Annotated in this window: 23 protein-coding genes; 18 read left to right on the top strand and 5 right to left on the bottom strand. The window is 37.1% G+C overall.

Annotated elements, in window-relative coordinates:
• Nucleotides 1-95 precede the first annotated feature (95 nt).
• The 3 genes from fba to RMA94_RS12565 form a co-directional block, all read right to left on the bottom strand.
• Nucleotides 96-1,133 carry a class II fructose-bisphosphate aldolase gene (fba, locus tag RMA94_RS12575; RefSeq protein WP_311083197.1) on the bottom strand — a complete coding sequence of 346 codons (1,038 nt, stop codon included), beginning with the start codon at nt 1,131-1,133 and terminating at the stop codon, nt 96-98.
• Nucleotides 1,134-1,254: 121 nt separating this feature from the next.
• Nucleotides 1,255-1,500 (bottom strand): hypothetical protein, encoded by a 246-nt coding sequence (locus RMA94_RS12570; RefSeq protein ID WP_002121463.1) that lies wholly within the window; start codon nt 1,498-1,500, stop codon nt 1,255-1,257.
• 123 nt (nt 1,501-1,623) lie between these two features.
• Entirely contained in the window at nt 1,624-2,811 is a 1,188-nt protein-coding gene (locus tag RMA94_RS12565; RefSeq protein WP_057070728.1) for a phosphoglycerate kinase, read from the bottom strand.
• Nucleotides 2,812-2,949: 138 nt separating this feature from the next.
• Here RMA94_RS12565 and RMA94_RS12560 point away from each other — a divergent pair, with 138 nt between their 5' ends.
• The 14 genes from RMA94_RS12560 (at nt 2,950) to putP (ending at nt 16,552) form a co-directional block, all read left to right on the top strand.
• On the top strand, nt 2,950-3,333 hold the full coding sequence (locus RMA94_RS12560) for a DUF2237 family protein (protein WP_057062355.1): 384 nt from the start codon (nt 2,950-2,952) through the stop codon (nt 3,331-3,333).
• A complete protein-coding gene (locus RMA94_RS12555) occupies nt 3,333-3,926 on the top strand; it encodes a Maf family protein (RefSeq protein WP_311083193.1) in 594 nt (197 codons plus the stop codon). The genes RMA94_RS12560 and RMA94_RS12555 overlap by 1 nt, the downstream gene beginning before the upstream one ends.
• 30 nt (nt 3,927-3,956) lie before the next feature.
• Nucleotides 3,957-5,120, top strand: a complete 1,164-nt coding sequence (locus RMA94_RS12550) for a cupin domain-containing protein (protein ID WP_311083192.1) — start codon at nt 3,957-3,959, stop codon at nt 5,118-5,120.
• A 354-nt stretch (nt 5,121-5,474) separates the two neighbouring features.
• Nucleotides 5,475-6,038, top strand: coding sequence for a TetR/AcrR family transcriptional regulator (locus RMA94_RS12545; protein WP_002121343.1), 564 nt, complete (start codon nt 5,475-5,477; stop codon nt 6,036-6,038).
• A 469-nt stretch (nt 6,039-6,507) separates the two neighbouring features.
• Complete coding sequence (locus tag RMA94_RS12540; RefSeq protein ID WP_086264549.1) at nt 6,508-6,819, top strand: metalloregulator ArsR/SmtB family transcription factor; 312 nt, start codon at nt 6,508-6,510, stop codon at nt 6,817-6,819.
• A gap of 407 nt (nt 6,820-7,226) precedes the next feature.
• On the top strand, nt 7,227-8,429 hold the full coding sequence (gene sstT, locus RMA94_RS12535; protein ID WP_311083189.1) for a serine/threonine transporter SstT: 1,203 nt from the start codon (nt 7,227-7,229) through the stop codon (nt 8,427-8,429).
• 5 nt (nt 8,430-8,434) lie between these two features.
• Nucleotides 8,435-9,115 (top strand): YoaK family protein, encoded by a 681-nt coding sequence (locus RMA94_RS12530; RefSeq protein ID WP_311083188.1) that lies wholly within the window; start codon nt 8,435-8,437, stop codon nt 9,113-9,115.
• Between the two features lie 3 nt (nt 9,116-9,118).
• Nucleotides 9,119-9,655: a DUF2058 domain-containing protein gene (locus RMA94_RS12525; protein WP_002121466.1), complete on the top strand. Its 537-nt coding sequence runs from the start codon at nt 9,119-9,121 to the stop codon at nt 9,653-9,655.
• A gap of 363 nt (nt 9,656-10,018) precedes the next feature.
• A complete protein-coding gene (locus tag RMA94_RS12520; protein ID WP_311083185.1) occupies nt 10,019-11,866 on the top strand; it encodes an ABC transporter ATP-binding protein in 1,848 nt (615 codons plus the stop codon).
• Nucleotides 11,866-12,306: a MaoC family dehydratase gene (locus RMA94_RS12515; RefSeq protein WP_017482285.1), complete on the top strand. Its 441-nt coding sequence runs from the start codon at nt 11,866-11,868 to the stop codon at nt 12,304-12,306. The genes RMA94_RS12520 and RMA94_RS12515 overlap by 1 nt, the downstream gene beginning before the upstream one ends.
• Before the next feature lie 108 nt (nt 12,307-12,414).
• On the top strand, nt 12,415-13,440 hold the full coding sequence (locus tag RMA94_RS12510; protein ID WP_032007260.1) for an AraC family transcriptional regulator: 1,026 nt from the start codon (nt 12,415-12,417) through the stop codon (nt 13,438-13,440).
• Between the two features lie 37 nt (nt 13,441-13,477).
• Nucleotides 13,478-13,852 (top strand): glycine cleavage system protein GcvH, encoded by a 375-nt coding sequence (gene gcvH / locus RMA94_RS12505; RefSeq protein WP_032007261.1) that lies wholly within the window; start codon nt 13,478-13,480, stop codon nt 13,850-13,852.
• An 89-nt stretch (nt 13,853-13,941) separates the two neighbouring features.
• Nucleotides 13,942-14,649 (top strand): NAD-dependent deacylase, encoded by a 708-nt coding sequence (locus RMA94_RS12500; RefSeq protein WP_311083182.1) that lies wholly within the window; start codon nt 13,942-13,944, stop codon nt 14,647-14,649.
• 412 nt (nt 14,650-15,061) lie between these two features.
• Nucleotides 15,062-16,552, top strand: a complete 1,491-nt coding sequence (gene putP / locus RMA94_RS12495) for a sodium/proline symporter PutP (protein ID WP_068566128.1) — start codon at nt 15,062-15,064, stop codon at nt 16,550-16,552.
• 34 nt (nt 16,553-16,586) lie between these two features.
• Here putP and RMA94_RS12490 read toward each other — a convergent pair whose 3' ends face one another.
• Complete coding sequence (locus RMA94_RS12490; protein WP_151302599.1) at nt 16,587-17,075, bottom strand: Lrp/AsnC ligand binding domain-containing protein; 489 nt, start codon at nt 17,073-17,075, stop codon at nt 16,587-16,589.
• Between the two features lie 124 nt (nt 17,076-17,199).
• Between RMA94_RS12490 and putA the strand changes: the two genes are divergently transcribed.
• The 4 genes from putA (at nt 17,200) to RMA94_RS12470 (ending at nt 23,202) form a co-directional block, all read left to right on the top strand.
• Entirely contained in the window at nt 17,200-20,952 is a 3,753-nt protein-coding gene (gene putA / locus RMA94_RS12485; RefSeq protein WP_311083179.1) for a trifunctional transcriptional regulator/proline dehydrogenase/L-glutamate gamma-semialdehyde dehydrogenase, read from the top strand.
• Between the two features lie 104 nt (nt 20,953-21,056).
• A complete protein-coding gene (locus RMA94_RS12480; protein WP_199976707.1) occupies nt 21,057-21,524 on the top strand; it encodes a GrpB family protein in 468 nt (155 codons plus the stop codon).
• Between the two features lie 113 nt (nt 21,525-21,637).
• Nucleotides 21,638-22,723: a tRNA (uridine(54)-C5)-methyltransferase TrmA gene (gene trmA / locus RMA94_RS12475; protein ID WP_311083176.1), complete on the top strand. Its 1,086-nt coding sequence runs from the start codon at nt 21,638-21,640 to the stop codon at nt 22,721-22,723.
• 248 nt (nt 22,724-22,971) lie between these two features.
• On the top strand, nt 22,972-23,202 hold the full coding sequence (locus RMA94_RS12470) for a hypothetical protein (protein ID WP_000011679.1): 231 nt from the start codon (nt 22,972-22,974) through the stop codon (nt 23,200-23,202).
• A gap of 35 nt (nt 23,203-23,237) precedes the next feature.
• Here RMA94_RS12470 and RMA94_RS12465 read toward each other — a convergent pair whose 3' ends face one another.
• Nucleotides 23,238-23,984, bottom strand: a complete 747-nt coding sequence (locus RMA94_RS12465) for a phosphodiester glycosidase family protein (RefSeq protein WP_262441168.1) — start codon at nt 23,982-23,984, stop codon at nt 23,238-23,240.
• Nucleotides 23,985-24,111 lie beyond the last annotated feature (127 nt).

The following is a 24,111-nucleotide window of genomic DNA, read 5'->3' as shown; positions in this document are numbered from 1 at the left end:
TGTGTTTATCACAGGTTTTTTTATGAATGAAATTTACCTAATAAAAAACCGGTTATATAAATAACCGGTTTCTATAAATTAAACCCTAGCGGGAATTATTTATAACGATCAACCATTTTCTCTAAAGAAATTGGACGGATCTTGTCAGCATTACCAGCTGTACCAAACGCTTCATAACGATCAATACAAATTTGCTTCATTGAATCTACAGTTTTAGCAAAGTATTTACGTGGATCGAACTCAGCTGGGTTTTCAGCCATAAACTGACGAATTGCACCAGTAGATGCTAAACGCAAGTCTGTATCGATATTAATCTTACGTACACCATGTTTGATTGCTTCTACAAGCTGTTCAACAGGTACACCATAAGTCTCTTTAATATCACCGCCAAACTCATTGATTACTTTCAACCACTCTTGCGGCACAGAACTTGAGCCATGCATAACAAGATGGGTATTTGGTAACGCCGTATGAATTTCTTTAATACGGTCAATCGCCAAGATATCGCCTGTAGGTGGACGAGTGAATTTGTAAGCACCATGTGAAGTACCTACAGCAATCGCCAATGCATCTACATTAGTATCGGCAACAAACTGAGTCGCTTCTTCAACTGAAGTAAGAAGTTGTGAGTGATCAAGGACACCTTCAGCACCAACACCGTCTTCTTCGCCAGCCATACCAGTTTCAAGGCTACCTAAACAGCCAATCTCACCTTCGACAGAAACACCGCACGCATGCGCTAAAGCAACAACATTACGAGTTACATCAACGTTATATTCGTAAGAAGTAGGTGTTTTACCATCTGTACCTAATGAACCGTCCATCATTACTGAGCTAAAGCCAAGCTGAATTGAACGCTGACAGATATCAGGGCTTGTTCCATGGTCTTGATGCATTACCACTGGAATATGCGGCCATTCTTCAATTGCAGCCAAAATAAGATGGCGTAAGAATGGAGCGCCTGCATATTTGCGAGCTCCAGCTGATGCTTGAACAATTACAGGTGAATTGGTTGCATCCGCGGCAAGCATAATTGCACGCATTTGTTCTAAGTTATTTACGTTAAATGCTGGTACGCCGTAGTTATGTTCAGCAGCGTGATCCAAGAGCTGGCGCATTGAAATGAGTGCCATAATATCCTCCCAGGTAGTGCGGCTTATTCTACCCTGTCATTTATTTCAATTCAGCAACAAATCACAGTATTTCAAAAAAAATCCCTGCATTTGCAGGGATTTTTTAACAAAAAACAACAAATTAATGTGTTTCTGAAGCAGCAGCCTCACTTGGCGCACTACCTTCAACCACATCTGTATTCTTTTCATCTAGAACTGGCTTATCAATCGCATCAATTGCTGCTTGTTGCTCAGGCGTTACTTTTTCAGAAACAGCAGTAGATGCAGCTGATTCTTGCCCCGCTTGAGATGCTTCATCTTTCTTAGCACAAGCAGTCAACATCATCGGTACAATTAACATAGCAGCAAATGTAAGCTTTAAATTCATCACTATTGTCCAGAGTTGGTGATTTAATACTCGACATTTTATTGCAAATATATGACAGTTTAATGACTTATCAATGAAAAAGGGATTGGTTGCCCAATCCCTTCTTATTTCTATATAACAGTATTAAGCACGTTCAAGCAAAACAGCAACTGCTGGCAATGTTTTTCCTTCAACAAACTCAAGGAATGCACCACCACCTGTAGAAATATAACCAATTTGGTCAGCGACGTTATATTTATCAATCGCAGCTAATGTATCTCCACCACCAGCAATCGAGAATCCTTCCGATTGAGCAACCGCAAGAGAAAGCGCTTTGGTCCCTTCACCAAATTGATCTACCTCAAATACGCCTACTGGACCATTCCAAAGGATCGTTTTTGATGTTGTTAAAATATCAGCAAATGCTTTAGCTGTTTCTGGACCAACGTCTAAAATCATATCATTTGCAGTCACATCTTCTACTTTCTTCACAACAGCTTGAGCTGCTGCTAAAGAACCTAAGAAATCTTCAAAATTAATTTGCGATGCATCAGCAACTACAACATCTGTAGGAAGTGGAACACTTACTTTAGCAGCAATTTGTTTAGCAGTTTCAACCAAGTCAGCTTCATATAATGATTTACCAACGTTAAAACCAGCAGCTGCTAAGAATGTATTTGCAATACCGCCACCAACGATCAGTTGATCACAGATACTAGAAAGTGAGTTTAAAACATCAAGTTTAGTTGAAACTTTAGAACCAGCAACAATTGCAACCATTGGTTTTTCTGGAGTTTGCATTGCACGGCCTAGTGCATCTAACTCAGCAGCCAACAAAGGACCAGCAGCAGCAACTGGAGCGAAACGAGCTACACCTTCAGTAGATGCTTCTGCACGATGAGCAGTACCAAATGCATCCATAACAAACACGTCACATAAAGCAGCATATTTTTGAGCGAGCTCTGGATTATTTTTCTTTTCGCCATGGTTAAAGCGTACATTTTCAAGCAATACTACTTGACCAGCTTCAACCTCAACGCCTTCTAAATAATCTGTTAATAATTTAACTTCTTGACCCAATACTTCTGTTAAATAAGCAGCGACTGGTGCAAGTGATTGTTCTGGCTTTGGTTCACCTTCAACAGGACGACCTAGATGTGAACATACCATCACTGCTGCGCCTTTATCTAAAGCAGCTTTAATAGTTGGTAATGCTGCACGTAAGCGAGCATCGCTAGTAATCACACCATTTTTGACAGGAACGTTTAAATCTTCACGAATAAGGACACGTTTGCCTGTTAAGTTAAGGTCAGTCATACGCTGAAAATTCATGTAAAGCTCTCTTTATGATTTTAAAAACGCGCCAATTTTAAATGATTACATCAAAAAAGGTTAGTTTTTTTGCATAAAAGCTGTAGAAAGCCCCAGTTTTGATTATGATAGAGGTAGTTATTTGATATTTCACCCATTATGTCTATTCATCCAGATCCACAAATCAATCGCTTAAATGTTTTAGGGGAACCTTTAGCAAGTTGTTGCTTTGACCCTATTACAGGCTATTTTAGAAATGGTTTCTGCCACACAGCAGTAACAGACCTTGGTCAGCATACCGTATGTGCACAAATGACCGCTGATTTCTTAAATTTCTCTCAGAAAATTGGTAATGATCTTATTACCCCTTTGCCAGAAGTAGGTTTCCCTGGTCTGAAACCGGGTGATTTCTGGTGTATCTGCGTAACTCGCTGGGTAGAGGCTTATCAAGCGGGTGAAGCCCCTCCTATTAAAATACATGCATGTCATCAAGCTGTATTAAGCTATGTACCTTTAGATGTATTAATGGAATTTGCAGTGTAATGGTTCAGCCACAAATTATTTTGGCTTCGAGTAGTCAAACTCGCAAAGACTTAATGGACCGTCTTGGAATTAATTATATTTGTATTAGTCCCGATATTGATGAAAGTCCTCGCGATGAAACCCATGCCGATGAACTTGCAAAAAGGCTCGCTTTCACAAAAGCTCAGGTGATTGCTGAACAAAACCCATCAGCCATCGTTATTGGTTCAGATCAAGTTGCTTGGCGAGAACACGCTCCGCATGACTTTATTGGCAAACCGATGACTATTGAAAATGCTAAAGCACAACTAGCAGATAATTCTGGTCGAACTGTTTTTTTTAGTACAGCTCTTAGCGTGCAATGGCTCGATAGAAACTTTGAACAAACGCTCGTTGAACATTATCAAGTTAAATTTCGAAACCTGAATCAACCTGAAATTGAACGATACGTTTTATTAGATCAGCCACTACATTGCGCAGGTAGCTTTAAGTGTGAAAGTTTAGGAATTAGCTTGTTTGAAAAAATGATAGGCCAAGACCAGACCACACTTATGGGTCTTCCTATGATTCAACTTTGCCATATTTTAAGGCAACTTGATCTACAAATTCCTTAATTCTAGATATTTTATAAATAGGTTATTTCCATGACAGAACCTTTAGCAGTTTTAGGCGGTATTACTGCCGAGCAATTTTTAGCAGAGTATTGGCAGAAAAAACCTTTACTGGTGCGTAACGGATTGCCAGAGATTATAGGTCTTTTACAACCCGAAGATGTACAAGAACTTGCCTTGGAAGAACATGCAAGTGCCAGACTGATTCGCCAAAAAGATAAAAATCCAAACGAATGGCACGTAAAATCTTCACCTTTAACCAAAAGTGATTTTCAAAAGCTACCAAAATTATGGTCGATTTTAGTACAGGCAGTGGATCACTACTCTTTTGATCTTTCTGAACTTTGGAAAAAATTTCCTTTTATTCCTCAATGGCGCCGCGACGATATTATGGTGTCTTATGCGCCTAAAGGTGGTTCAGTTGGGAAGCATTTCGATTTCTATGATGTGTTTCTAGTTCAGGGGCATGGTCATCGTCGCTGGCAGTTAGGTCAAATGTGCGATGTAAATACTGCATTTGTACCCAATCAACCATTAAAACTTTTGCCAGAAATAGATGTGCAATTTGATGAGGTTTTAGCACCAGGTGATTTACTATATGTTCCACCTGGAATGGCACATTACGGGGTTGCAGAAGACGACTGCTTAACATTCTCATTTGGCTTTCGCATGCCAAACGTTGCAGGAATGATGGAACGTATTAGCGATCAATTTTCAGCTAATACTTTACTTCAAAATCCTGTTGTAGATATCGCACGCAAACAAATGAGTCAGATTGGTGAAATTAACTCAACTGAACTAAGTTATCTAAAAAACCTAGTTTTAGCTCAGTTGCAAGATTCTGCAGCACTTGATGCCGCAATCATGTCATATATGAGCGAACCTAAATATCCAGATAATATTCCAGAACCTGATGAGATCGAAGCTGATGATCTTCAAGAGATCTTACATGAAGGTTATGAAGTTCTATTAGAACCTGCCTCTCGCCTACTTTATACAGAAAATAACGGAATTTTAAACTTCTGGGGAAATGGCGAAGCGCTATGTATAGCTGAAACTTTCGCACCAAAATTAAAAGCTATTGCTGATGGAGAAAGCTTAGCTTTCGATAGCGAATTTAATGAGCTTGAAATCCTTGAAAATGTTGCTTACTTACTCAATGAATCTATTTTGATGCTTTTACCACCTTCAGAGTAAGAAACTTAATAAAAGTGGACTTTTCAAAGCAACGGGAAGTCCACTTTTAAATTAGCCGACAAATTCAAAAATAGATTTGTTTTTTTGTTTATTAATTTTCCTTTTTAAATTTTAAAATCGACTTATCGCAAAAATATTGGAGTTAAAAGATTTTGGAAAAGGAAGTATGATTATTTAAATATATAGCCTAAAACTCTTTGCCATTCCCCTAAAAGTAAAACTTCAGCGTTTAAAAAAATAATATCTTTTTTCTATCAATAACAAACAATACCTTGTAAAATTAAATTATCTAGATTCTCATTGATAAAGATCACCGTTCAAGCTAATAGCAATTCATTTGTGAGAGGCTAAAGTATGTCGAAAAAAGATGACATTATTAACACCGCATTAAGACTTTTTAACTCGTATAGCTATAATTCTATAGGTGTAGATCGCATCATTAATGAATCTGGCGTTGCAAAAATGACTTTCTATAAGCATTTTCCATCAAAAGAAAAATTAATTGAAGAGTGTCTACTTCTTCGAAATACGCTTCTACAAAACTCTCTTACTTCTGCCTTATCAAAACATGATGAGTTAGATCCTCTTGCGAGAATTAAAGCAGTATTTTTATGGTATTCCGACTGGTTTAATAGTGAAGATTTTAATGGCTGCATGTTTCAAAAAGCCTTGGAAGAGGTTTTAAAACAATATCCTTCAACACATCAACCTGCCACTTTGTATAAAGCTTGGTTGACCCAACTCATGCAAAATCTTCTTAACCAGTATGATGTAAAAGAGCCAGTTCCCCTATCTTTACTACTCGTTAATATTTTGGAAGGTATGACCATACAGGCTCAAGTCGAACATGGTTCAATAAAAATTAATGATTACTGGACTCGAGTAGAAAAATTAATCGATTTCGAAAGAGCAGCATAAAAATAAAGCGTGATATTCTTCTTCTTATATTTAATGATTCTTCTTATGTATCACGCTGCGTCTGAAAGTCATTTTGGTTCACAATTAGACGTTTTTTTCGACCTTACTGAACCAAAATATACAGACCTGTCTGTACAAAACAGATTATATATTTAAAAAATAAAAACTCAATCCTTTTTTATGATTTGTCTCAAGATAAATTAGATTTAACTATTTATTGAATAGCAAATTGGAATTGTTTTAGGTTGACTTCGTTTCACTTATACTTAACAATTACACTTATAACACAAAGCAACATTTTAAACACAAAAGAAATACAAATAGTTGTTTTTAATTAGAAAGACTACTTATTTATCAATTCCCCTTATATTGCTTTTCAACAAAAACAATTGGATTGATTAGTTTTGCTACATTCATTTTCATAAGATCAATCTATACTATGCCCGCTATATTGATATAGGTATAAAGTATGAAAGATGGACTCCAAATTGAAGAAATGAAAAATGCGGCTGATTCAGTCGTTGGAATTCTCAAATCTTTGGCTAATACAGATCGTTTATTAATTTTATGTCACTTAGCTTATGAGGAGTTAAATGTCTCGCAAATAGAAGAGAAGACCCAAATTACCCAGCCCACTCTTTCACAACAACTGATGATGTTACGTAAAAGTGATGTTGTCTCAACTCGTCGTGATGGTAAGCAAATTTTTTATTCTATTAAGGATGACAATATGCATTCGATTTTAAACACGCTTTATCAGCTGTACTGTGCAAGTAAATAATATCTTCAAATTATAAATTTATAATAATAGTAGTAATTTCCTGAAATATGCGATTTTTCAGCTTGAAAGCTTAGAGTCCAATCCAAGCACAAAGTTTTGAAAATTCGCGTAGCTTTTCCAAATGCTCCACCATATTTAACCTTTTGCCAATTTATTTTTCCTTAGTCTATTCGATGCTTCTACAGCTTTTTGATATACCTAGTTTTTTAATGAGCAATTAACAAGCAAAATCACCAACTATAAAATTTAAAACATAGAATTAACCACAATAAAAACAACTATTTAATATTACCATTAATTATAAATACTTATAGGTGCTATAAAAAAGCTTAAGATTCACATCACTTAAGTATAAAATACTCCGCTTGTTCAACCTTTAGCCATGATTAGGTTAATAAGGCCTTTATATGCTTGCATTCTTTTCTCGATTAAGCTTAGTCACTAAGATTATTATCGCCATTATTCTAGGGATAGGCGTTGCATTACTATTTCCAAACGTTACGCCTTACTTAAGTTTATTTGGTGAGCTTTTCATTAAAGCCTTAAAGTCGGTTGCGCCTATTTTAGTTTTTGTATTGGTGCTTTCTTCTATTGCCAACTTCCAAGTGGGTCATAGCGCCAATTTACGCCCTATTATGATTCTATATGTGGCAGGTATGTTGCTTGCAGCTTTCACAGCTGTGATTGTCAGTCTTTCTTTCCCAAGCACATTATTTCTCAATACAGTTTCACATAATGATTTACAAGCGCCTGGTAGTCTCGCAGATATATTAAAAAACTTGCTCTTAAGCTTTATTGCGAACCCTGTTCAAGCAATTAGTGAGGCTAATTTTATTGGTATTTTAGCGTGGGCAATTGGCCTAGGTTTAGCTATGCGCCACAGCTCAGACACCACAAAACAAGTGATGCAGGATATCTCACATGCTGTAAGTGCTATTATTCATAAAGTAATTGCTTTTGCACCAGTCGGTATTTTCGGATTAGTTGCAGTGACTTTTGCCGATGCTGGACTTGCAACACTTGAGAGCTATGCACAATTATTAGTGGTATTGTTAGGCACCATGTTCTTTGTTGCTTTAGTTATCAACCCTATTCTTGTTGCCCTTACTATACGTGGAAATCCATACCCTCTCGTATTTAAATGCTTAAAAGAAAGTGGTATTACAGCTTTCTTTACACGAAGCTCAGCGGCCAACATTCCAGTTAACTTAGATTTAGCAGAGCGTTTAGGTGTTAATCCATCTACAGCAAGTGTGTCTATTCCGTTAGGCGCAACAGTAAATATGGCAGGTGCGGCAGTTACGATTACTGTACTTACATTAGCTACTGTACATACTCTTGGCATTCATGTTGATTTTGCGACAATGGTTATTTTATCAGTTGTTGCTACTATTTCAGCTTGTGGTGCTTCTGGTGTTGCTGGTGGTTCTTTACTACTCATTCCTGTAGCTTGTAGTCTATTTGGTATTTCAACAGAAATTGCGATGCAAGTTGTAGCGGTTGGTATGATTATCAGTGTATTGCAAGACTCTACTGAAACAGCCCTTAACTCATCTACAGATGTATTATTTACTGCAGCTGTAGATATTCGCTCCAAGCAAACGTCTTAAACAAAATGCCATTTCAACGTCTACCAAACTGGTTCCAACTTGGAGCCTTTTTACTGGCTTTTAATGCCGGAATGATTAATGTATTAGGGTTAATTACTCTTTTGCATCAATCTATTTCACATATGACTGGCAACGTTAGTATGCTGGCTATGAGTTTGGTAGAGTGGCAACCCGAACATATCATTTTTTTACTTTTAGTGATTATTTGCTATGTTTGCGGTTCATTTTATAGTGGTTTTATTTTAGGTAGCAGTCATTTTCGACTAGGTCGTCGTTATGGCTTACCTTTGAGCCTTGTTGCCTTATTCATTTTCCTTTGCTGGCTATTGCTTCCTTATTTTCCACGCTATGGATTATTATGGGCTTGTACGGCAATGGGTTTACAAAATGCAATGGTAAGCCACTATAAAGGAACAATCATCCGCACTACCCATCTATCAGGTGTTTTAACTGATATTGGTTTAGCACTTGGGTATAAAGCCAGAGGCTTAATAGTAGAAAATCGACGTATTGTTTTACATCTACTTATTTTTATCGGCTTTCTGCTGGGTGGAATTCTTGCCGCTTCAGTACATCCATATTTAAAGCTACGATCATTTTTATTGCCGGCAACTTTAAGCTTAGCCTTAAGTATTTCTTACTGGGTAGTTTATCTCTATAGCACTTCAACTTCACACAAGGACTAAGACATGGTTAAAAATGCCTTACAAGCACAGCTATTAAAAGCTGGTTTAGTTGATAATAAAAAAGCAAAAAAATTAACAAAGCAAGCTCATCACGAACAGCGTCTTGGACTAAGTAATGAGGCTGAAATCAAAGCAAATATTGAAAAAGCTCAACAAGAAAAGTTAGCTAAAGATCAAGCTTTAAATTTAGAAAAACAGAAACAGCTTGAAGAAAAAGCACTTAAAGCATCAATCATTCAGATGATTAAGCAGCACAAGATTACTGATTTTGCAGGGGATGTGGCTTATCAATTTATTGATGAAAATAAAATCAAAAAAGTGTATCTATCTCAGCAAGTTTATAATGCACTTGTTGCAGGTAGCCTAGTTATTGCTAAAGATCAAGATCAATACGCCTACCTTCCAAAAGCTTTAGGTGAAAAAATTGATCAAAAAATGCAAGGCTTCATTTTGATTAATAATGCTGAGAAAAACGAACAAGCCACTGATGAGGAAGATCCATATGCAGCATATGTTATTCCAGATGACTTAATGTGGTAATACAATACTTAGGCCTTTATGATATAGATCTAAAGGTCTTTTCTAATTAATGTGTAGCTGTAACAATTTAACAAATGTTCAAAATACTAAGAAAAAATACTTAAAGAATAAATTCCTTCACCCTTTATCTATTAATCTCGATATAATGAATAATACTTTTAGTCCTCGCGACGTTCTTGAAGATTTCTTCGAGTCTCCTTTTTTGCGTCATGTATTAATTTAAGACGTGCAACATAATCAGTTCATGTGTATTTGCATATATTCACAAGATCGAAACCTTAAGTGATATTGATCTAACTGACTTTTTGCAAATTAAATTGCAAAGATTTAATAAAGTGGCTTTTGTCTCAAAGGTAGTAATTCATGCTGAAATGGTTTGAAAAACTTGTAGATCCCTACCCAACTAAAGGTTTAGATGAACCTTTACCAACTCGTTTTTTCCCATTTGTTTGGCAAGCTACGGAAGGCCTACGCCCTTACTTATTCTTACTTATTCTTTTTACAGCAGGTGCAGCAAGCTTTGAAGCCTTACTTTTTTCAAAGATTGGACAACTCGTAGATTGGTTAAGTAAAAGTCATCCGGAAAGCTTTTTAAGTCATCATGCTACTGATTTACTCATTTTGATTGCGGTCTTATTTACCAACATCTTTTTTGTAAATATTCAATCTATTATCAAACATCAAATTTTATATAGTACCTTCCCAATGCGTTTGCGCTGGCGTTTCCATAATCTTTTATTGAAACAAAGCTTGGACTTTTTCCATAATGACTTTGCAGGACGACTTTCTGCCAAAGTTATGCAAACAGCATTAGCAATCCGTGAGTTCTGGATTATTTTGGGTGACATGTTGGCCTACGTCAGCATTTACTTCATTACGGTCAGCATTGTTCTTGGCGCAATTTCACCAATTTTACTTATTCCACTTTTAGTTTGGTTAAGTCTATTCTTATTAAGTGCATGGTTCTTCATCCCCCGCTTAAGTAAAGTTTCTCAGCAACAAGCCGATGCTAGAGCGATTATGACGGGCCGCGTAACAGATGCATATACCAACATCCAAACAGTAAAACTATTTGCCCATGCGGGTCGTGAAAGCCAATACGCAAAAGCATCTATGAAAGAGTTTATGACTACAGTCTATGCTCAAATGCGTTTAGGTACCCTATTTGAAGTCAGCATCAATATGTTGTCTGCTGTTTTGTTTGTAGGTGTAATTGGTACTTCTGTTTGGCTATGGACCCAAGGTTTAGCAGCATTAGGTGTAATTGCAGCAACTACTGCAATGATTTTAAAACTTAATAGTATGGCTGAATTTATGATGTGGCATATGTCAGCCTTATTTGAAAATGTTGGAACTATTCAAGATGGTATGCAAACATTAGGTAAAAAGATCAACATTCAAGACAAACCAGATGCGAAACCACTTAAAGTCACCAAAGGTGAAATTGTATTTAAAGATGTAAGCTTTGCTTATAACAATAAAAATGTAATTGATCACTTCAACCTGCATATTAAAGCAGGTGAAAAAATAGGTATTGTGGGTCGTTCTGGCGCAGGAAAGTCGACACTGATTCAGTTGCTTTTACATTTTTACCATCTTAAGCAAGGTGCCATTTTAATTGATGGCCAAAACATCGAAGATGTAACTCAAGATAGTCTAAGAGCTAATATTGCTTTAGTTACTCAAGATACGTCTTTATTACATCGTTCAGTTGCAGAAAATATTAAATATGGTCGCCCTGATGCATCTGATGCAGATATGGAAAATGCTGTAAATAAAGCCAAAGCTGCTGAATTTATTCCGCAATTAGTTGATTTAAAAGGACGTAGTGGTTATAACGCTCAAGTAGGTGAACGTGGTGTTAAGCTTTCTGGCGGTCAAAGACAGCGTATTGCCATTGCACGTGTATTCTTAAAAGATGCTCCTATTCTTATTTTAGATGAAGCAACTAGTGCATTAGACTCAGAAGTTGAAGCAGCAATCCAGTCAAGTTTAAATGACCTGATGGTTGATAAAACCGTTATTGCAATTGCACACCGTTTATCTACTATTGCACAAATGGACCGTTTAATCGTTCTTGATGAAGGTCGAATTGCTGAGCAAGGAACTCATGAAGAGTTAATTGCGCAAAATGGTATATACGCACAGTTATGGAAACGTCAAACAGGCGGTTTCCTAATTGAACAAAAAGTATTACAGGGTCAAGATTAATGCTTTATTTAGAAGATTTGAAAATTGGTGATCGTTTCATTAGCCGTGAATATGAAATTACCTTAGATGAAATCAAAAAATTCGCAAACTCCTATGACCCTCAGCCCTTCCATATAGATGAAGAACAAGCTAAGCATGATCCAATTTTTCAGGGAATTGCTGCTAGCGGTTGGCATACTTCTGCAATTACTATGCGGTTATGGACGGAATGTATGCCGATTCATGGCGGCCTGATTGGTTCAGAGTCCAGCTTACGGTGGCCACGCCCTACTCGACCAGGTGATAAAATTCATGTTGAAGCAGAAATTTCAGCGATCACACCATCCAAAACAAAATTAGATCGTGGTATTGTAAGTTACGTTACGCAAGCCTTAAATCAAAATGGCGACGTATTACTTATTTCAACAACAAAAATTGTTGTCTTTAAAAAGAATGTTTAAAACATGGTTGATATGATTGTCTAACAGTTTTTATAAACTCAGATTATATTTCATGACAAGATGTGTAAGAAATGCATGTGACAAATTGATGAGAGCAATGGAACGCATATGAAAATTACCTCAGCTCGTCAAGATCAGGGTATTCCGGGAGTCTATGGCTTATTGCTATTAGATGTTGTTTCACGTTGGGGATATAACGATGAAACATTATTTGCTCCATTTCATCTTACTAGTGAACAACTGGCCGACCCTGATTATCGTATTTCTACACCTGTAGCAAATGAATTGGTTAAACACGCTCTTAATTTAACTGGTGAAACCACGTTGGGCTATCATCTTGGTACTCAAATGCGTATTTCAATTCATGGCTTCATTGGCTATGCGATTATGACAGCCAAAGATATTACAGAAGCAATTGCCCTTGCAGCACGTTTTATTCAATTACGCTTACCTTTCTTACAACTCTATTTTTCAACGTTTGGGCCCAAAGCCACCTTACAATTACAGTGTGATATCGAACTTGAACCTCTAAGAACAGAAATCGTTTTAGGCTTGACCATTGGTATCATGAGTATGGCCAAAGCGATTACGGGTATCGAAGATTTAGCTGGTGAGGTAGATTTGGATTTTCCTGAACCAGAAGGTTTTGAAAAGTATAGAAATAAATTAAGTAGCACAATTCGATTCAATCAGCCACATTTGATCTCAAGTTTTGATAAGAAATACTTAGGAATTAAATTAGTTAATGCAGATCCTATTGCAAGTCAGGTTGCCATTAATCAATGCGAAGCTGAACTTTCCGCTTTGGGTGAGCGCCGTCGTTTAGCAATGCGTGTTCGTGATATTTTAAGTAATTCCGAACAACATTATTTAAGCATCGAAAATGTAGCCGAATGTCTACATATGTCAGATCGGACACTCAAACGTCAATTAGCCGCTGAAGGAACTTCATTTTCTACATTGGTTGATGAAGTTCGCTATCGACATGCAACATCTCTACTTTCACGTACAGATTATAGTCTTGAACAAATTGCAGATGAACTTGGCTATTCGGACGTTGCAAATTTTAGCCGTGCCTTTAAACGCTGGAGCGGCCGCAGTCCGAGTAACTGGCGTAAAGACCCATACTTATAATGTTTAAAACTATTGGACACAAGCTTAAGGAGTTATCATGAATCATCCTTCGGAACTGAAGTATGCACGTACACATGAGTGGGTAAAGATTGAGGGTGATCTAGTTATTACCGGGATTACCGATCATGCACAAGATGAACTTGGCGATTTGGTATACGTTGAAACTCCAGAAGTTGGAAACCAAGTTACCGCTGGTGAACAAGCTGGTGTAGTAGAGTCAGTGAAAACAGCATCTGATATTCACGCCCCTGTCTCAGGTACTGTAGTAGAAGTGAATACTGATCTTGAAGATGATCCTGACTTTGTAAATGAAGACCCATATGGTAAAGGCTGGATTTATAAAATTAAACCAGACAACATTGCAGATGTTGAAAAACTTTTAACAAATTCAGAATATGAAGCTGGCTTATAAAAGATAGGCATCGCTTTCAATATTTGATAAAACCAGTTTAGTTTTAAACTGGTTTTTTATTATCTATTTAAAATTAGCTTTCCGAATAGGTGAATTCTATGACAAAACTTGTTGTATTTTCAGGTGCGGGCATGAGTGCCGAAAGTGGAATCAGCACTTTTCGTGACAGTAATGGCTTATGGGAAAATTACGACATCCAACAAGTTGCCACACCTGAGGCATGGCAAAGAGATCCTGCCTTAGTTCAACGCTTTTATAATGAGCGTCGTAAAAATATTTTAGAGGCTAAACCTAACGAAGCTCATCAATATATTGCCAAACTACAAGACTACTTTGACGTACAAGTGATTACTCAAAATATTGATGATTTACATGAACGGGCTGGAAGTTCCAACGTTTTACATTTGCATGGAAATATTCGTTTGGCGAAAAGCTCTGGCCCGAATGCACAATTTACAACACAGTTTTACGATATTAACGGATGGAAGCTAGATTTAGAACAAGACTTTTGCCCAGATGGCTATCCCCTGCGGCCACATGTAGTCTGGTTTGGTGAAGCTGTACCAGCTTATGATGAAGCAATTCAATTAGTACAAAGTGCAGATATTTTTATTGTGATCGGCTCGACATTAAGCGTATATCCAGTTGCGGCTTTAGTTCATGAAATTTCAGATCAATGTAAAGGCTATTATATAGATCTAAATGCAGATCATCTGCGTGTTCCTCACCGATATGAATTATTAAAGATGTCAGCGACTCAAGGAATGCATAAACTTTTTGAAAATTTAATCGGCTAATTGCTATTTTTAGACACTAAATAAGCCCAACGTACATAAAAAAAACTATTAATTGAACAAAAAATTGTCGATTTTTTTAACTTTATTCTAAATTTCTATAAATTTTTTTTGACCAATAGCCTATTTATAACTCAATATCGATTTAGTTTTTTTCAGAATGGTGTTTTTTTTCTGAAAAAAATTAAAAAAATAAATATTAAAAAATTATAAGTTAATGATTAATATTATAATTTTACATCTATAAAATCAATTTATTTCAAGTTACACAATGATACAAAAGTACAATATAAAAATAACAGTGCAAAAAAAATCTTTTGTGGTTGAATCTCAACCTCTTGGATGCCGTACAAGAAAACAGCGACCTGGATTAGGTTACAATCACGGATTATGGATATAAGGACACACATCCATTATGAGTTATTTTGATCCCACCCTCATCATGTTTATGGTGTACATCGTAGCAATGGTTCTTATCGGCTTATTTGCCTACCGTGCTACAAGCGACTTCTCAGATTATATTCTCGGTGGTCGTAGTTTAGGCAGTTTCGTAACTGCATTATCCGCAGGCGCATCAGACATGAGTGGTTGGCTGCTCATGGGTTTACCAGGCGCGATTTATCTTTCTGGTTTATCTGAAGCGTGGATTGCAATTGGTCTTATTATCGGTGCTTGGCTTAACTGGCTACTGGTTGCTGGTCGATTACGCGTTCATACTGAAGTCCAAAATAATGCACTCACGTTGCCAGATTATTTTACAAGTCGTTTTGACGATCAGAAAAAAGTACTTCGTATTTTCTCTGCCGTTATCATCTTGGTTTTCTTTGCAATTTATTGTGCTTCAGGCATGGTAGCAGGCGCCCGCTTATTTGAAAATTTATTCGGAATGTCATACACCACTGCTATTTGGCTCAGCGCAATTGCAACCATCAGCTATGTTTGTATTGGTGGATTCTTAGCGATTAGCTGGACAGATACATTCCAAGCTGGCCTAATGATTTTTGCTTTGTTATTAACACCAATCGTAACTTATCTTGCAATTGGCGATACAACACAATTTGTGACACTCATTGAAACTGCTCGTCCACATGCATTTAATATTATTTCAGATTTAAGTGTAGTGGCAGTTTTATCTTCCATGGCATGGGGTTTGGGTTACTTTGGTCAACCACATATCCTTGTACGTTTCATGGCTGCTGACTCTGTAAAATCAATTCCTGCTGCGCGCCGTATTGGTATGACTTGGATGATCTTGTGTTTAGCTGGTGCAGTCGGTGCTGGTTTCTTCGGTATTGCTTACTTTGAGCAACACCCTGAACTAGCAGCAGTTGTAAGCAAAAACCCTGAAACAGTATTTATGGAATTGACTAAAATCTTATTCAATCCATGGATTGTAGGTATCATCTTAGCTGCGATTTTAGCTGCTGTAATGAGTACATTGAGCTGCCAGCTTTTGGTATGTTCAAGTGCGTTAACCGAAGATTTGTACAAAGGCTTCATTCGTAAGAATGCATCTCAAAAAGAACTTGTATGGGTTGGCCGTATCATGGTTCTTGCGATTGCTGTTCTTGCAATTGCTCTTGCTGGTAATCCAGACAGTAAAGTTCTTGGTCTTGTTGCTTATGCATGGGCTGGTTTCGGCGCTGCATTTGGTCCGCTTATCATCTTATCATTGTTCTGGAAACGTATGAATTTACAGGGTGCTCTAGCGGGTATGATCGTTGGTGCAGTTGTAGTGATTGGCTGGAAAAATCTTTTCGCAGACACTGGTGTTTACGAAATCATTCCAGGCTTTATCCTTGCATTTATCAGCATCATTGTAGTGAGTCTCTTAACTAAAGCGCCAAATACGACAGTAACTGGCCGCTTTGAAAAAGCAGATGAACTCTACAAAGAAAGTGTATAAGTTATTGAAATAAATCAAAGGGGCTTCGGCCCCTTTATTTACTTTTAGTTTTGATTTTAATTTTTGAAGTATCTTTTACAACTTGCATGACAGGATAACTACGAGTCTCTTTTACCCCTGGTAATTGCCACAGTACCTGCCCCGCAATTCGTCTAAACTCTTCCATGCTGCCACTTCGTAATTTAATTAAAAAATCAAACCCACCACTCACCATATGGCACTCAACAATTTCAGGATAGTGAACCACAGCATCAATAAACTCATCTAAAACATTGGGGGTAGTCTTATCTAATAGCACCTCTACGAACACCAAAAAATTTGCGTTTAACTTGATTGGATTCAATTTAGCTTCATATCCTAAGATGAATTCATCTTTCGTTAATTTTTGAACTCGTGCCATCACTGCTGTTGGTGACAAGTTAACAAGTTCCGCCAATTTACTATTAGAAATTCGCCCATCTGTTTGAAGAATATCCAAAATTTTTAAATCAGTGCGGTCAAGGCTTAAAATTGGGCCATTCATCTGAATTTTCCTCTAAAAAATGGACTAAATATAGTGAGTTATTCGGTGTTTCTTCTGTAATGATAAATTATCTAAACCTCTCTACTCAAGATGAGTTTACGAGAGCTGGTTGGCGGAAACAGATATGAACACAATGGATACTTTTCATCAAATGGATAAATCTCACCAAGGCTATATCACCGAATTTAACGATAAAAGTGAGTTTGAACAACGCATTAATACAGCTTGGCGACGTGCTGAACCAGAAGCTGTAGAAGAGCTATTACAAGCTGCTGCGGTATCTGATGATTTAGATCATAAAATTTATGACCTAGCTTTTAATCTTGCTAATAATTTACGTGAACGCAAGACCTCTTCGGGTAAAGCAGGTATTGTTCAAGGGTTATTACAAGAATTCTCTCTTTCTTCACAAGAAGGCGTGGCGCTCATGTGTCTTGCCGAAGCTTTGCTTCGTATTCCAGACTCAGCAACACGTGATTTGCTTATTCGAGATAAAATCAATCAAGGTAACTGGAAAGAACATGTTGGCCAAAGCAGCTTAATGTTTGTAAATGCTGCAGCATGGGGCCTCATGTTAACTGGTAAGCTGATGGAAACTCCAAAGCAAACCAGTCTTTCAAGTGTACTTACTGGCCTTTTAGCACGCAGTGGACGTGGCATCATTCGTAAAGCTGTTGACGTTGCAATGCGTATGATGGGTGAACAGTTTGTGACTGGTGAAACCATTGAAGAAGCTGTAGATCATGCGAAAGTACTCGAAGACAAAGGTTTCCGCTATTCTTACGATATGTTAGGTGAAGCAGCCTTAACCGAACATGATGCTGAACGCTACTTTAACGATTACACACAAGCCATTCATGCAATTGGTAAAGCATCTAATGGTAAAGGCGTTTATGATGGCCCAGGCATTTCAATTAAGCTTTCTGCTTTACACCCTCGCTATCAACGCGCGCAAATTGAACGTGTTCATCAAGAACTTTACGGCAAAGTATTTGAACTCGCTCGTTTGGCTAAAAAGTACAATATTGGCTTAAATATCGATGCTGAAGAATCAGAACGTTTAGAAATTTCTCTTGAGTTACTAGAACGTCTTTGCTTCGAGCCAGAACTTGCAAACTGGAAAGGTATTGGCTTCGTTATTCAAGCTTACCAAAAACGCTGTTTCTTCGTAGTTGATTATATTATTGACCTTGCTAAACGCAGCCAAAAGCGTCTCATGATTCGCCTTGTGAAAGGTGCGTACTGGGATAGCGAAATTAAGAAAGCGCAAATCGAAGGTATGGATGACTACCCTGTCTTTACTCGTAAAGTACATACAGACTTATCTTATATCGCTTGTGCTAAAAAATTACTTGCAGCACCTGAGTTTATCTATCCGCAATTTGCAACTCATAATGCTCAAACATTGGCAACGATCTATCATTTAGCTGATCCAAGCAAATATTATGCTGGTCAATATGAATTCCAATGCTTACATGGCATGGGCGAACCGCTTTATGAACAAGTTGTTGGTCCACGTGAGCAAAATAAATTAGGCGTACCATGTCGTATTTATGCACCCGTTGGCAACCATGAAACGTTGTTAGCTTATTTAGTACGTCGTTTACTCGAAAATGGTGCGAATACTTCATTCGTTAACCGTATTGCCGATAAGACACTTAAAGTTGAAGACCTTATCCAGTCTCCAATTTACGATATTCGTCATGCAGCTAAGCTTGAAGGTTCAGTTGGCTTAAAACATCCATCTATTCCTCTACCTTTAGATATGTACGGAACACTTCGTAAAAACTCTAAAGGTTATGATTTAGCAAACGACACTCCACTTGCAGCTTTAGATCGTACAGCTCAAGAATTACGTAATCGTATTTGGCAAAGTCATCCATTATTGGCAAATAATGAGTCGTTAGAGCAAGGTCATTCTGTTGCAATTACAAACCCTGCACAAAATGATGAAATTGTTGGTTATGTGCAAGAAGCTGATCTTAAGCATGTTGAAATTGCGCTTAATGCAGCTGAACAAGCTCAATCAGAATGGTCAAATACGCCTAAAGAACAGCGTGCTCAACACTTAAAACGTGCAGCTGACATAATGGAAAGCCGCATTCAAGAATTGATGGTTTTGCTTTGCCGTGAAAGTGGGAAAACTTATGCCAATGCGATTGCAGAAGTTCGTGAAGCTGTAGATTTCTTACGTTATTACGCAACTCAAGTTGAGAATCTTCCTGCAAATACAGCTATTCAGCCTTTAGGTACTGTACTTTGTATTAGCCCGTGGAACTTCCCTCTTGCAATTTTCTCTGGCCAAATTGCTGCAGCATTAGTCAGTGGTAACTGCGTTATTGCTAAACCTGCTGAACAAACCCCATTAATCGCAGCTCAAGCAGTTCAGATTTTATGGGAAGCTGGTATTCCACATGGTGCTGTACAGCTACTTCCTGGCCGCGGTGAAACAGTAGGTGCTCAGCTTAGCCAAGATAGCCGTATTGATGGCATCATGTTTACTGGCTCGACTGAAGTTGCAAAAATTTTACAGAAGACCGTTGCAAAACGTTTATCTGAAAATGGTCAATCTATTCCGCTCATTGCAGAGACTGGCGGTCAAAATGCAATGATTGTTGACTCATCTGCTTTAACTGAACAAGTTGTATTAGATGTTGTAAGTTCTGCTTTTGATAGCGCGGGTCAACGTTGCTCTGCTTTACGTATTTTATGTGTGCAAGAAGACAGTGCTGCAACCGTTATTAAAATGCTTAAGGGCGCAATGCAGCAGTTGATTGTAGGTAACCCTGCGATTTTAAAAACTGACATTGGTCCTGTTATTGATGACGAAGCAAAACAGACGATTGATCAACACATCCAAAAAATGAAGTCGAAAGGCTATCCAGTACATCAGTTGATGTTTGGTTCAACAAGCCAGAATGAACTAGATAAAGGAACCTTTGTTGTACCAACAGCAATTGAACTCCCTAATCTTGATGACTTGCAGCGCGAAGTTTTTGGTCCAGTTCTACACATCATTACCTATAAGTATGGTGAGCTTGAGCAATTGATCTCACGTATTAATGCCAAAGGTTATGGTTTAACAATGGGTCTGCATACCCGTATTGATGAAACCATCCAAACGGTCATTCAACATGCTGAAGTTGGTAACCTTTATATCAACCGTAATATTGTTGGTGCTGTCGTTGGTGTACAACCATTCGGTGGTGAAGGTCTATCTGGTACAGGCCCGAAAGCTGGTGGTCCGCTTTATATGTACCGCTTAATGCAGCAGTGTTCAAACAAAGTATTGGCAACACCATTTGCTATGAAGAATGAGCAAACTGCTTTTGAAGGCTTTAACCGAGAGGTTTATCAGAGCTTACAAAATTGGGCGAAACAACATTTACCACAAGCAAATCGTGAAATTGAACCATTTGGTGTTGGTAAATTCTATGAGTTACAAGGTCCTACTGGGGAAAGTAACCAATATATTATTTTGCCACGTCATCGTGTTCTTTCTATCGCTGATACAGAACAAAATCAGTTGCATCAGTTGCTCGCAATTTTTGCAGTGGGTAGCCAAGCGGCCGTATTGCCAAATAGTCCGTTATTGGCAAAATACAAACAAACATTGCCAAAAGATGTGCTTGCAGCAATTACTACTGTTAAAAACATTACATCAGATGATTTTGATGCAGTTTTACACCATGGTAACCGTGAAGAAATCTTCTCATTACAACAAGAAGTTGCTACGCGTTCTGGCGCAATTGTTGGTATTACTCACGTTGAGCCGAATGAGAATATTCCACTTGAGCGTTTAGTGATTGAACGTGCAATTAGTGTGAATACAGCTGCAGCTGGTGGTAACGCAAGCTTAATGACAATGACTGATTAATATATAACTTTCTAAAAAGCCCAAATCTCAGTATTTGGGCTTTTTTATTTAATAAAGTAATCTACTCTTAAATATATAGATTTTATCAATTCGAGATTTTAATAATGATCTTTTTAGAACCAGAACAATATCAAGAAAGATGCGCTCAGCTTTTTAATTCATATCAAAAAGACATTTCCACACTTCTACCATTTGCCAAAATTGAGCATATTGGTTCATCCGCTATACCGAATGCAATCTCAAAAGGTGATTTAGATATTTATATTGAAGTTATGCCTGAACAATTTGAATTCGCAATAGAACAATTAAAAACACTTAACTTTATCGAAAAACAAAATACGCTAAGGACACATGAGCTTTGCATGCTCGAATCACTCAACAATGATGATGTTGCATTTCAAATTGTAGTATCTGGTTCAATATTCACTTTTTTCTTAGCCTTTAAAAATAAGCTTATAAACTCACCCACGCTGGTTAATGAATATAATGAATTAAAATTACAGTGTAGCCATTTAGACCCCGATCAATATAGAACAATAAAATCAGATTTTATTAATCGTGTTTTAAATTAGTTCCAGTTTAGATACCTCCTTTCTCTTATGAATATCTGGTTAAAATTGGCTCCTGTAAGTTCAATTTTTTTGATACCATTCATTATTTGATTCTGTCTAAATTTTCTTTGTCTATGACCTCTTCTTATCGTCAACAACTTCAATCTAAAATTGAACGCATTACTACTCAATTTTCTGAATTTACACCACCTACATTAGAAGTGTTTGAATCACCTGAACAACATTTCCGTATGCGTGCTGAATTTCGTATCTGGCATACAGAAAATGATATGTTCTATGCCATGTTTAAGCGTAACGATGACGACAAGCAAAAAACCGTTGTACGCATTGATGAGTTTCCAATTGCAGATCAAAGCATCAATGATTTAATGCCAAAACTTTTGGAAGAACTCAAGGCTGAGCCTAAGCTTTCTAATCGTGTATTTGAAGCTGATTTCCTCGCGACGCTTAGCGGAGAAATGTTGGTTACCCTAATTTATCACCGTAAACTGGATCAAGAATGGGAACAAGCCGCTAAAGCGCTTGCCGATAAATTAGATATTAAGATTATGGGCCGTAGTCGTGGTCAGAAAATTGTTATTGGCGATGATTTCGTTGTTGAAGAATTCGAACTTTTAAATCGTTCATTTAAATATAAACAAATCGAAAGCAGCTTTACCCAACCTAATGCACAAGTTTGCAAAAAAATGCTGCAATGGGCATGTGATGCAGCTGAAGGATCAAAGAAACACTTGTTAGAACTTTATTGTGGTAATGGTAATTTTACACTTCCACTCTCTTTAAAGTTCGAACGAGTATTGGCTACTGAGCTTGCAAAATCATCTGTTTATGCAGCTCAATGGAACATTGAACAAAACCAAATTGATAATATTCAAGTAGCACGTCTATCGGCTGAAGAATTTACTCAAGCTTATCAAGGTGAGCGCGAATTCCGCCGTCTACATGAAGCGAATATTGATATTCAGAGCTATGACTTTGACACTGTATTTGTAGATCCACCACGTGCAGGAATTGATGATGAGACTTTAAAACTTTTACAAGGTTTTGAACGTATTATCTACATTTCATGTAACCCTGAGACGTTATATGAAAACTTAAAAACACTCAGTCAAACTCATCGAGTGACTAAATTCGCCTTATTTGATCAGTTCCCTTATACGCATCATGTCGAGTCTGGTGTTTTACTTGAGAAGATTTAAACAAAATCTTTCATTGTAAAGTTTTAAATAAGGAGGTTACATACCTCCTTATTTTTTAACGTTTTATTAGTTAAGTATTTAAATTTTCAAAAAATATCAAGTCATCTATTCGTCATAATTTCGTTTAACTCAAGCATTCCCATCGAAAATTCTCGAGTTCAATTGGTGGATTTATCACTTATGGAGTCTTGTATTTTATTTTAAATTGGCTATATTTCGAGCTATGTTAGGTTGTATATGAAGGCTCTATGAGTTTTTGGCAAAAGCTGTTCTTGGCAGATCAACAGCATAACGAGCATAAAAACCAAACTGCTTGTGTTGAAAATGACTGCTCATGTAAAACTAATGAACAACTTCTAAGTGCACTTGCACAAGCAACAGATGAAGATGTCATTAAGGGAATTAAGAAAGTTCTTATTTCCCGTGGTTATAGCCGAAAAGAGTTAAATGAACTCACTCAAAAACCATCTATTCATTAATTAAAAAGCCAGTCTTGTACTGGCTTTTTTATATTTCACTTTAATGCACAACTGGACTCGCCTACCCAACCGACCATTGGTCCCATTTGAAATTGCTGATCATTCCGTCTGTTCTTTTGCAGATATAAACTAGAAATAGAACCATCGAGATATAAAGCTTGCTCTACTTTAAGGTTTCTTTGAAAAAACTCGGCAAAATTATAGAAATTCACCCTATTTTTCGATATTACAAAGTAAAGTTTATTATCTCGAATACCAACTCCATTACGAATTTTCTTTGATTGAGAGTCTGGTAAAAAAAGGGAATTTATCTTTCCATCAATAACTAACATTGGCCCAGATTGGGTTGCATAATAAACTTTCAAATTTTGTCGGCTATATTGTTGCGTAGTTAAAACAAAGGCCTGTTTTTTATTCCAAGCTAATACACCATTCGGCTGTAAAAAGAAATTTCCCAATCCTTTATGCTCATTTAAGGGTTGAATTATCTTAGCCTTTTCAACATATAGCCCTACGGGAGAAAATCCTATATGAAACATCCCTGCATTCATTGCAAAGTTAAGTTGCTCGCACTGCTTTAATTGCTCCTGAACATTGTTAAAGCTTTTGTAATATTGTTGATTATGAGGATTTCTTAAAAACAGGCGCAATGCTTTAAAATCGCTGATAGAGACCACATCGTATTGATCACCTTCTACTGTTTTAACTTGCTGATGTTCTATAGCATATGCAGACTGAAATAAAAACCAATACAAAGCTAAGCACCCGACGACCCATTTCATTTAACATCACCTGACATGACATTTTTCCTTCATATTAAATTCTTAAATTATATACAAGAAATATGAATAGATTGGATATGCATCAAACTCATTCATCCGACGTAATCAATACACTCCAAATTGCTGA

The sequence above is a fragment of the Acinetobacter sp. V115_6 genome (assembly GCF_031799025.1).
GTDB classification, from domain to species: Bacteria; Pseudomonadota; Gammaproteobacteria; order Pseudomonadales; family Moraxellaceae; genus Acinetobacter; species Acinetobacter pittii.
This window is presented reverse-complemented; position numbering and strand designations above follow the sequence as displayed.

Excerpts from the sequence above, each read along its gene's own strand:
- trmA (WP_311083176.1), top strand. The coding sequence starts at position 21,638 with ATGACCTCTTCTTATCGTCAACAACTTCAATCTAAAATTGAACGCATT.
- RMA94_RS12480 (WP_199976707.1), top strand. The coding sequence starts at position 21,057 with ATGATCTTTTTAGAACCAGAACAATATCAAGAAAGATGCGCTCAGCTT.
- sstT (WP_311083189.1), top strand. The coding sequence starts at position 7,227 with ATGCTTGCATTCTTTTCTCGATTAAGCTTAGTCACTAAGATTATTATC.
- putA (WP_311083179.1), top strand. The coding sequence starts at position 17,200 with ATGAACACAATGGATACTTTTCATCAAATGGATAAATCTCACCAAGGC.
- RMA94_RS12470 (WP_000011679.1), top strand. The coding sequence starts at position 22,972 with ATGAGTTTTTGGCAAAAGCTGTTCTTGGCAGATCAACAGCATAACGAG.
- RMA94_RS12530 (WP_311083188.1), top strand. The coding sequence starts at position 8,435 with ATGCCATTTCAACGTCTACCAAACTGGTTCCAACTTGGAGCCTTTTTA.
- RMA94_RS12465 (WP_262441168.1), bottom strand. The coding sequence starts at position 23,984 with ATGAAATGGGTCGTCGGGTGCTTAGCTTTGTATTGGTTTTTATTTCAG.
- RMA94_RS12490 (WP_151302599.1), bottom strand. The coding sequence starts at position 17,075 with ATGAATGGCCCAATTTTAAGCCTTGACCGCACTGATTTAAAAATTTTG.
- RMA94_RS12570 (WP_002121463.1), bottom strand. The coding sequence starts at position 1,500 with ATGAATTTAAAGCTTACATTTGCTGCTATGTTAATTGTACCGATGATG.
- RMA94_RS12550 (WP_311083192.1), top strand. The coding sequence starts at position 3,957 with ATGACAGAACCTTTAGCAGTTTTAGGCGGTATTACTGCCGAGCAATTT.
- RMA94_RS12555 (WP_311083193.1), top strand. The coding sequence starts at position 3,333 with ATGGTTCAGCCACAAATTATTTTGGCTTCGAGTAGTCAAACTCGCAAA.
- RMA94_RS12540 (WP_086264549.1), top strand. The coding sequence starts at position 6,508 with ATGAAAGATGGACTCCAAATTGAAGAAATGAAAAATGCGGCTGATTCA.
- RMA94_RS12525 (WP_002121466.1), top strand. The coding sequence starts at position 9,119 with ATGGTTAAAAATGCCTTACAAGCACAGCTATTAAAAGCTGGTTTAGTT.
- gcvH (WP_032007261.1), top strand. The coding sequence starts at position 13,478 with ATGAATCATCCTTCGGAACTGAAGTATGCACGTACACATGAGTGGGTA.
- RMA94_RS12565 (WP_057070728.1), bottom strand. The coding sequence starts at position 2,811 with ATGAATTTTCAGCGTATGACTGACCTTAACTTAACAGGCAAACGTGTC.
- RMA94_RS12545 (WP_002121343.1), top strand. The coding sequence starts at position 5,475 with ATGTCGAAAAAAGATGACATTATTAACACCGCATTAAGACTTTTTAAC.
- RMA94_RS12520 (WP_311083185.1), top strand. The coding sequence starts at position 10,019 with ATGCTGAAATGGTTTGAAAAACTTGTAGATCCCTACCCAACTAAAGGT.
- RMA94_RS12560 (WP_057062355.1), top strand. The coding sequence starts at position 2,950 with ATGTCTATTCATCCAGATCCACAAATCAATCGCTTAAATGTTTTAGGG.
- RMA94_RS12515 (WP_017482285.1), top strand. The coding sequence starts at position 11,866 with ATGCTTTATTTAGAAGATTTGAAAATTGGTGATCGTTTCATTAGCCGT.
- fba (WP_311083197.1), bottom strand. The coding sequence starts at position 1,133 with ATGGCACTCATTTCAATGCGCCAGCTCTTGGATCACGCTGCTGAACAT.
- RMA94_RS12510 (WP_032007260.1), top strand. The coding sequence starts at position 12,415 with ATGAAAATTACCTCAGCTCGTCAAGATCAGGGTATTCCGGGAGTCTAT.
- putP (WP_068566128.1), top strand. The coding sequence starts at position 15,062 with ATGAGTTATTTTGATCCCACCCTCATCATGTTTATGGTGTACATCGTA.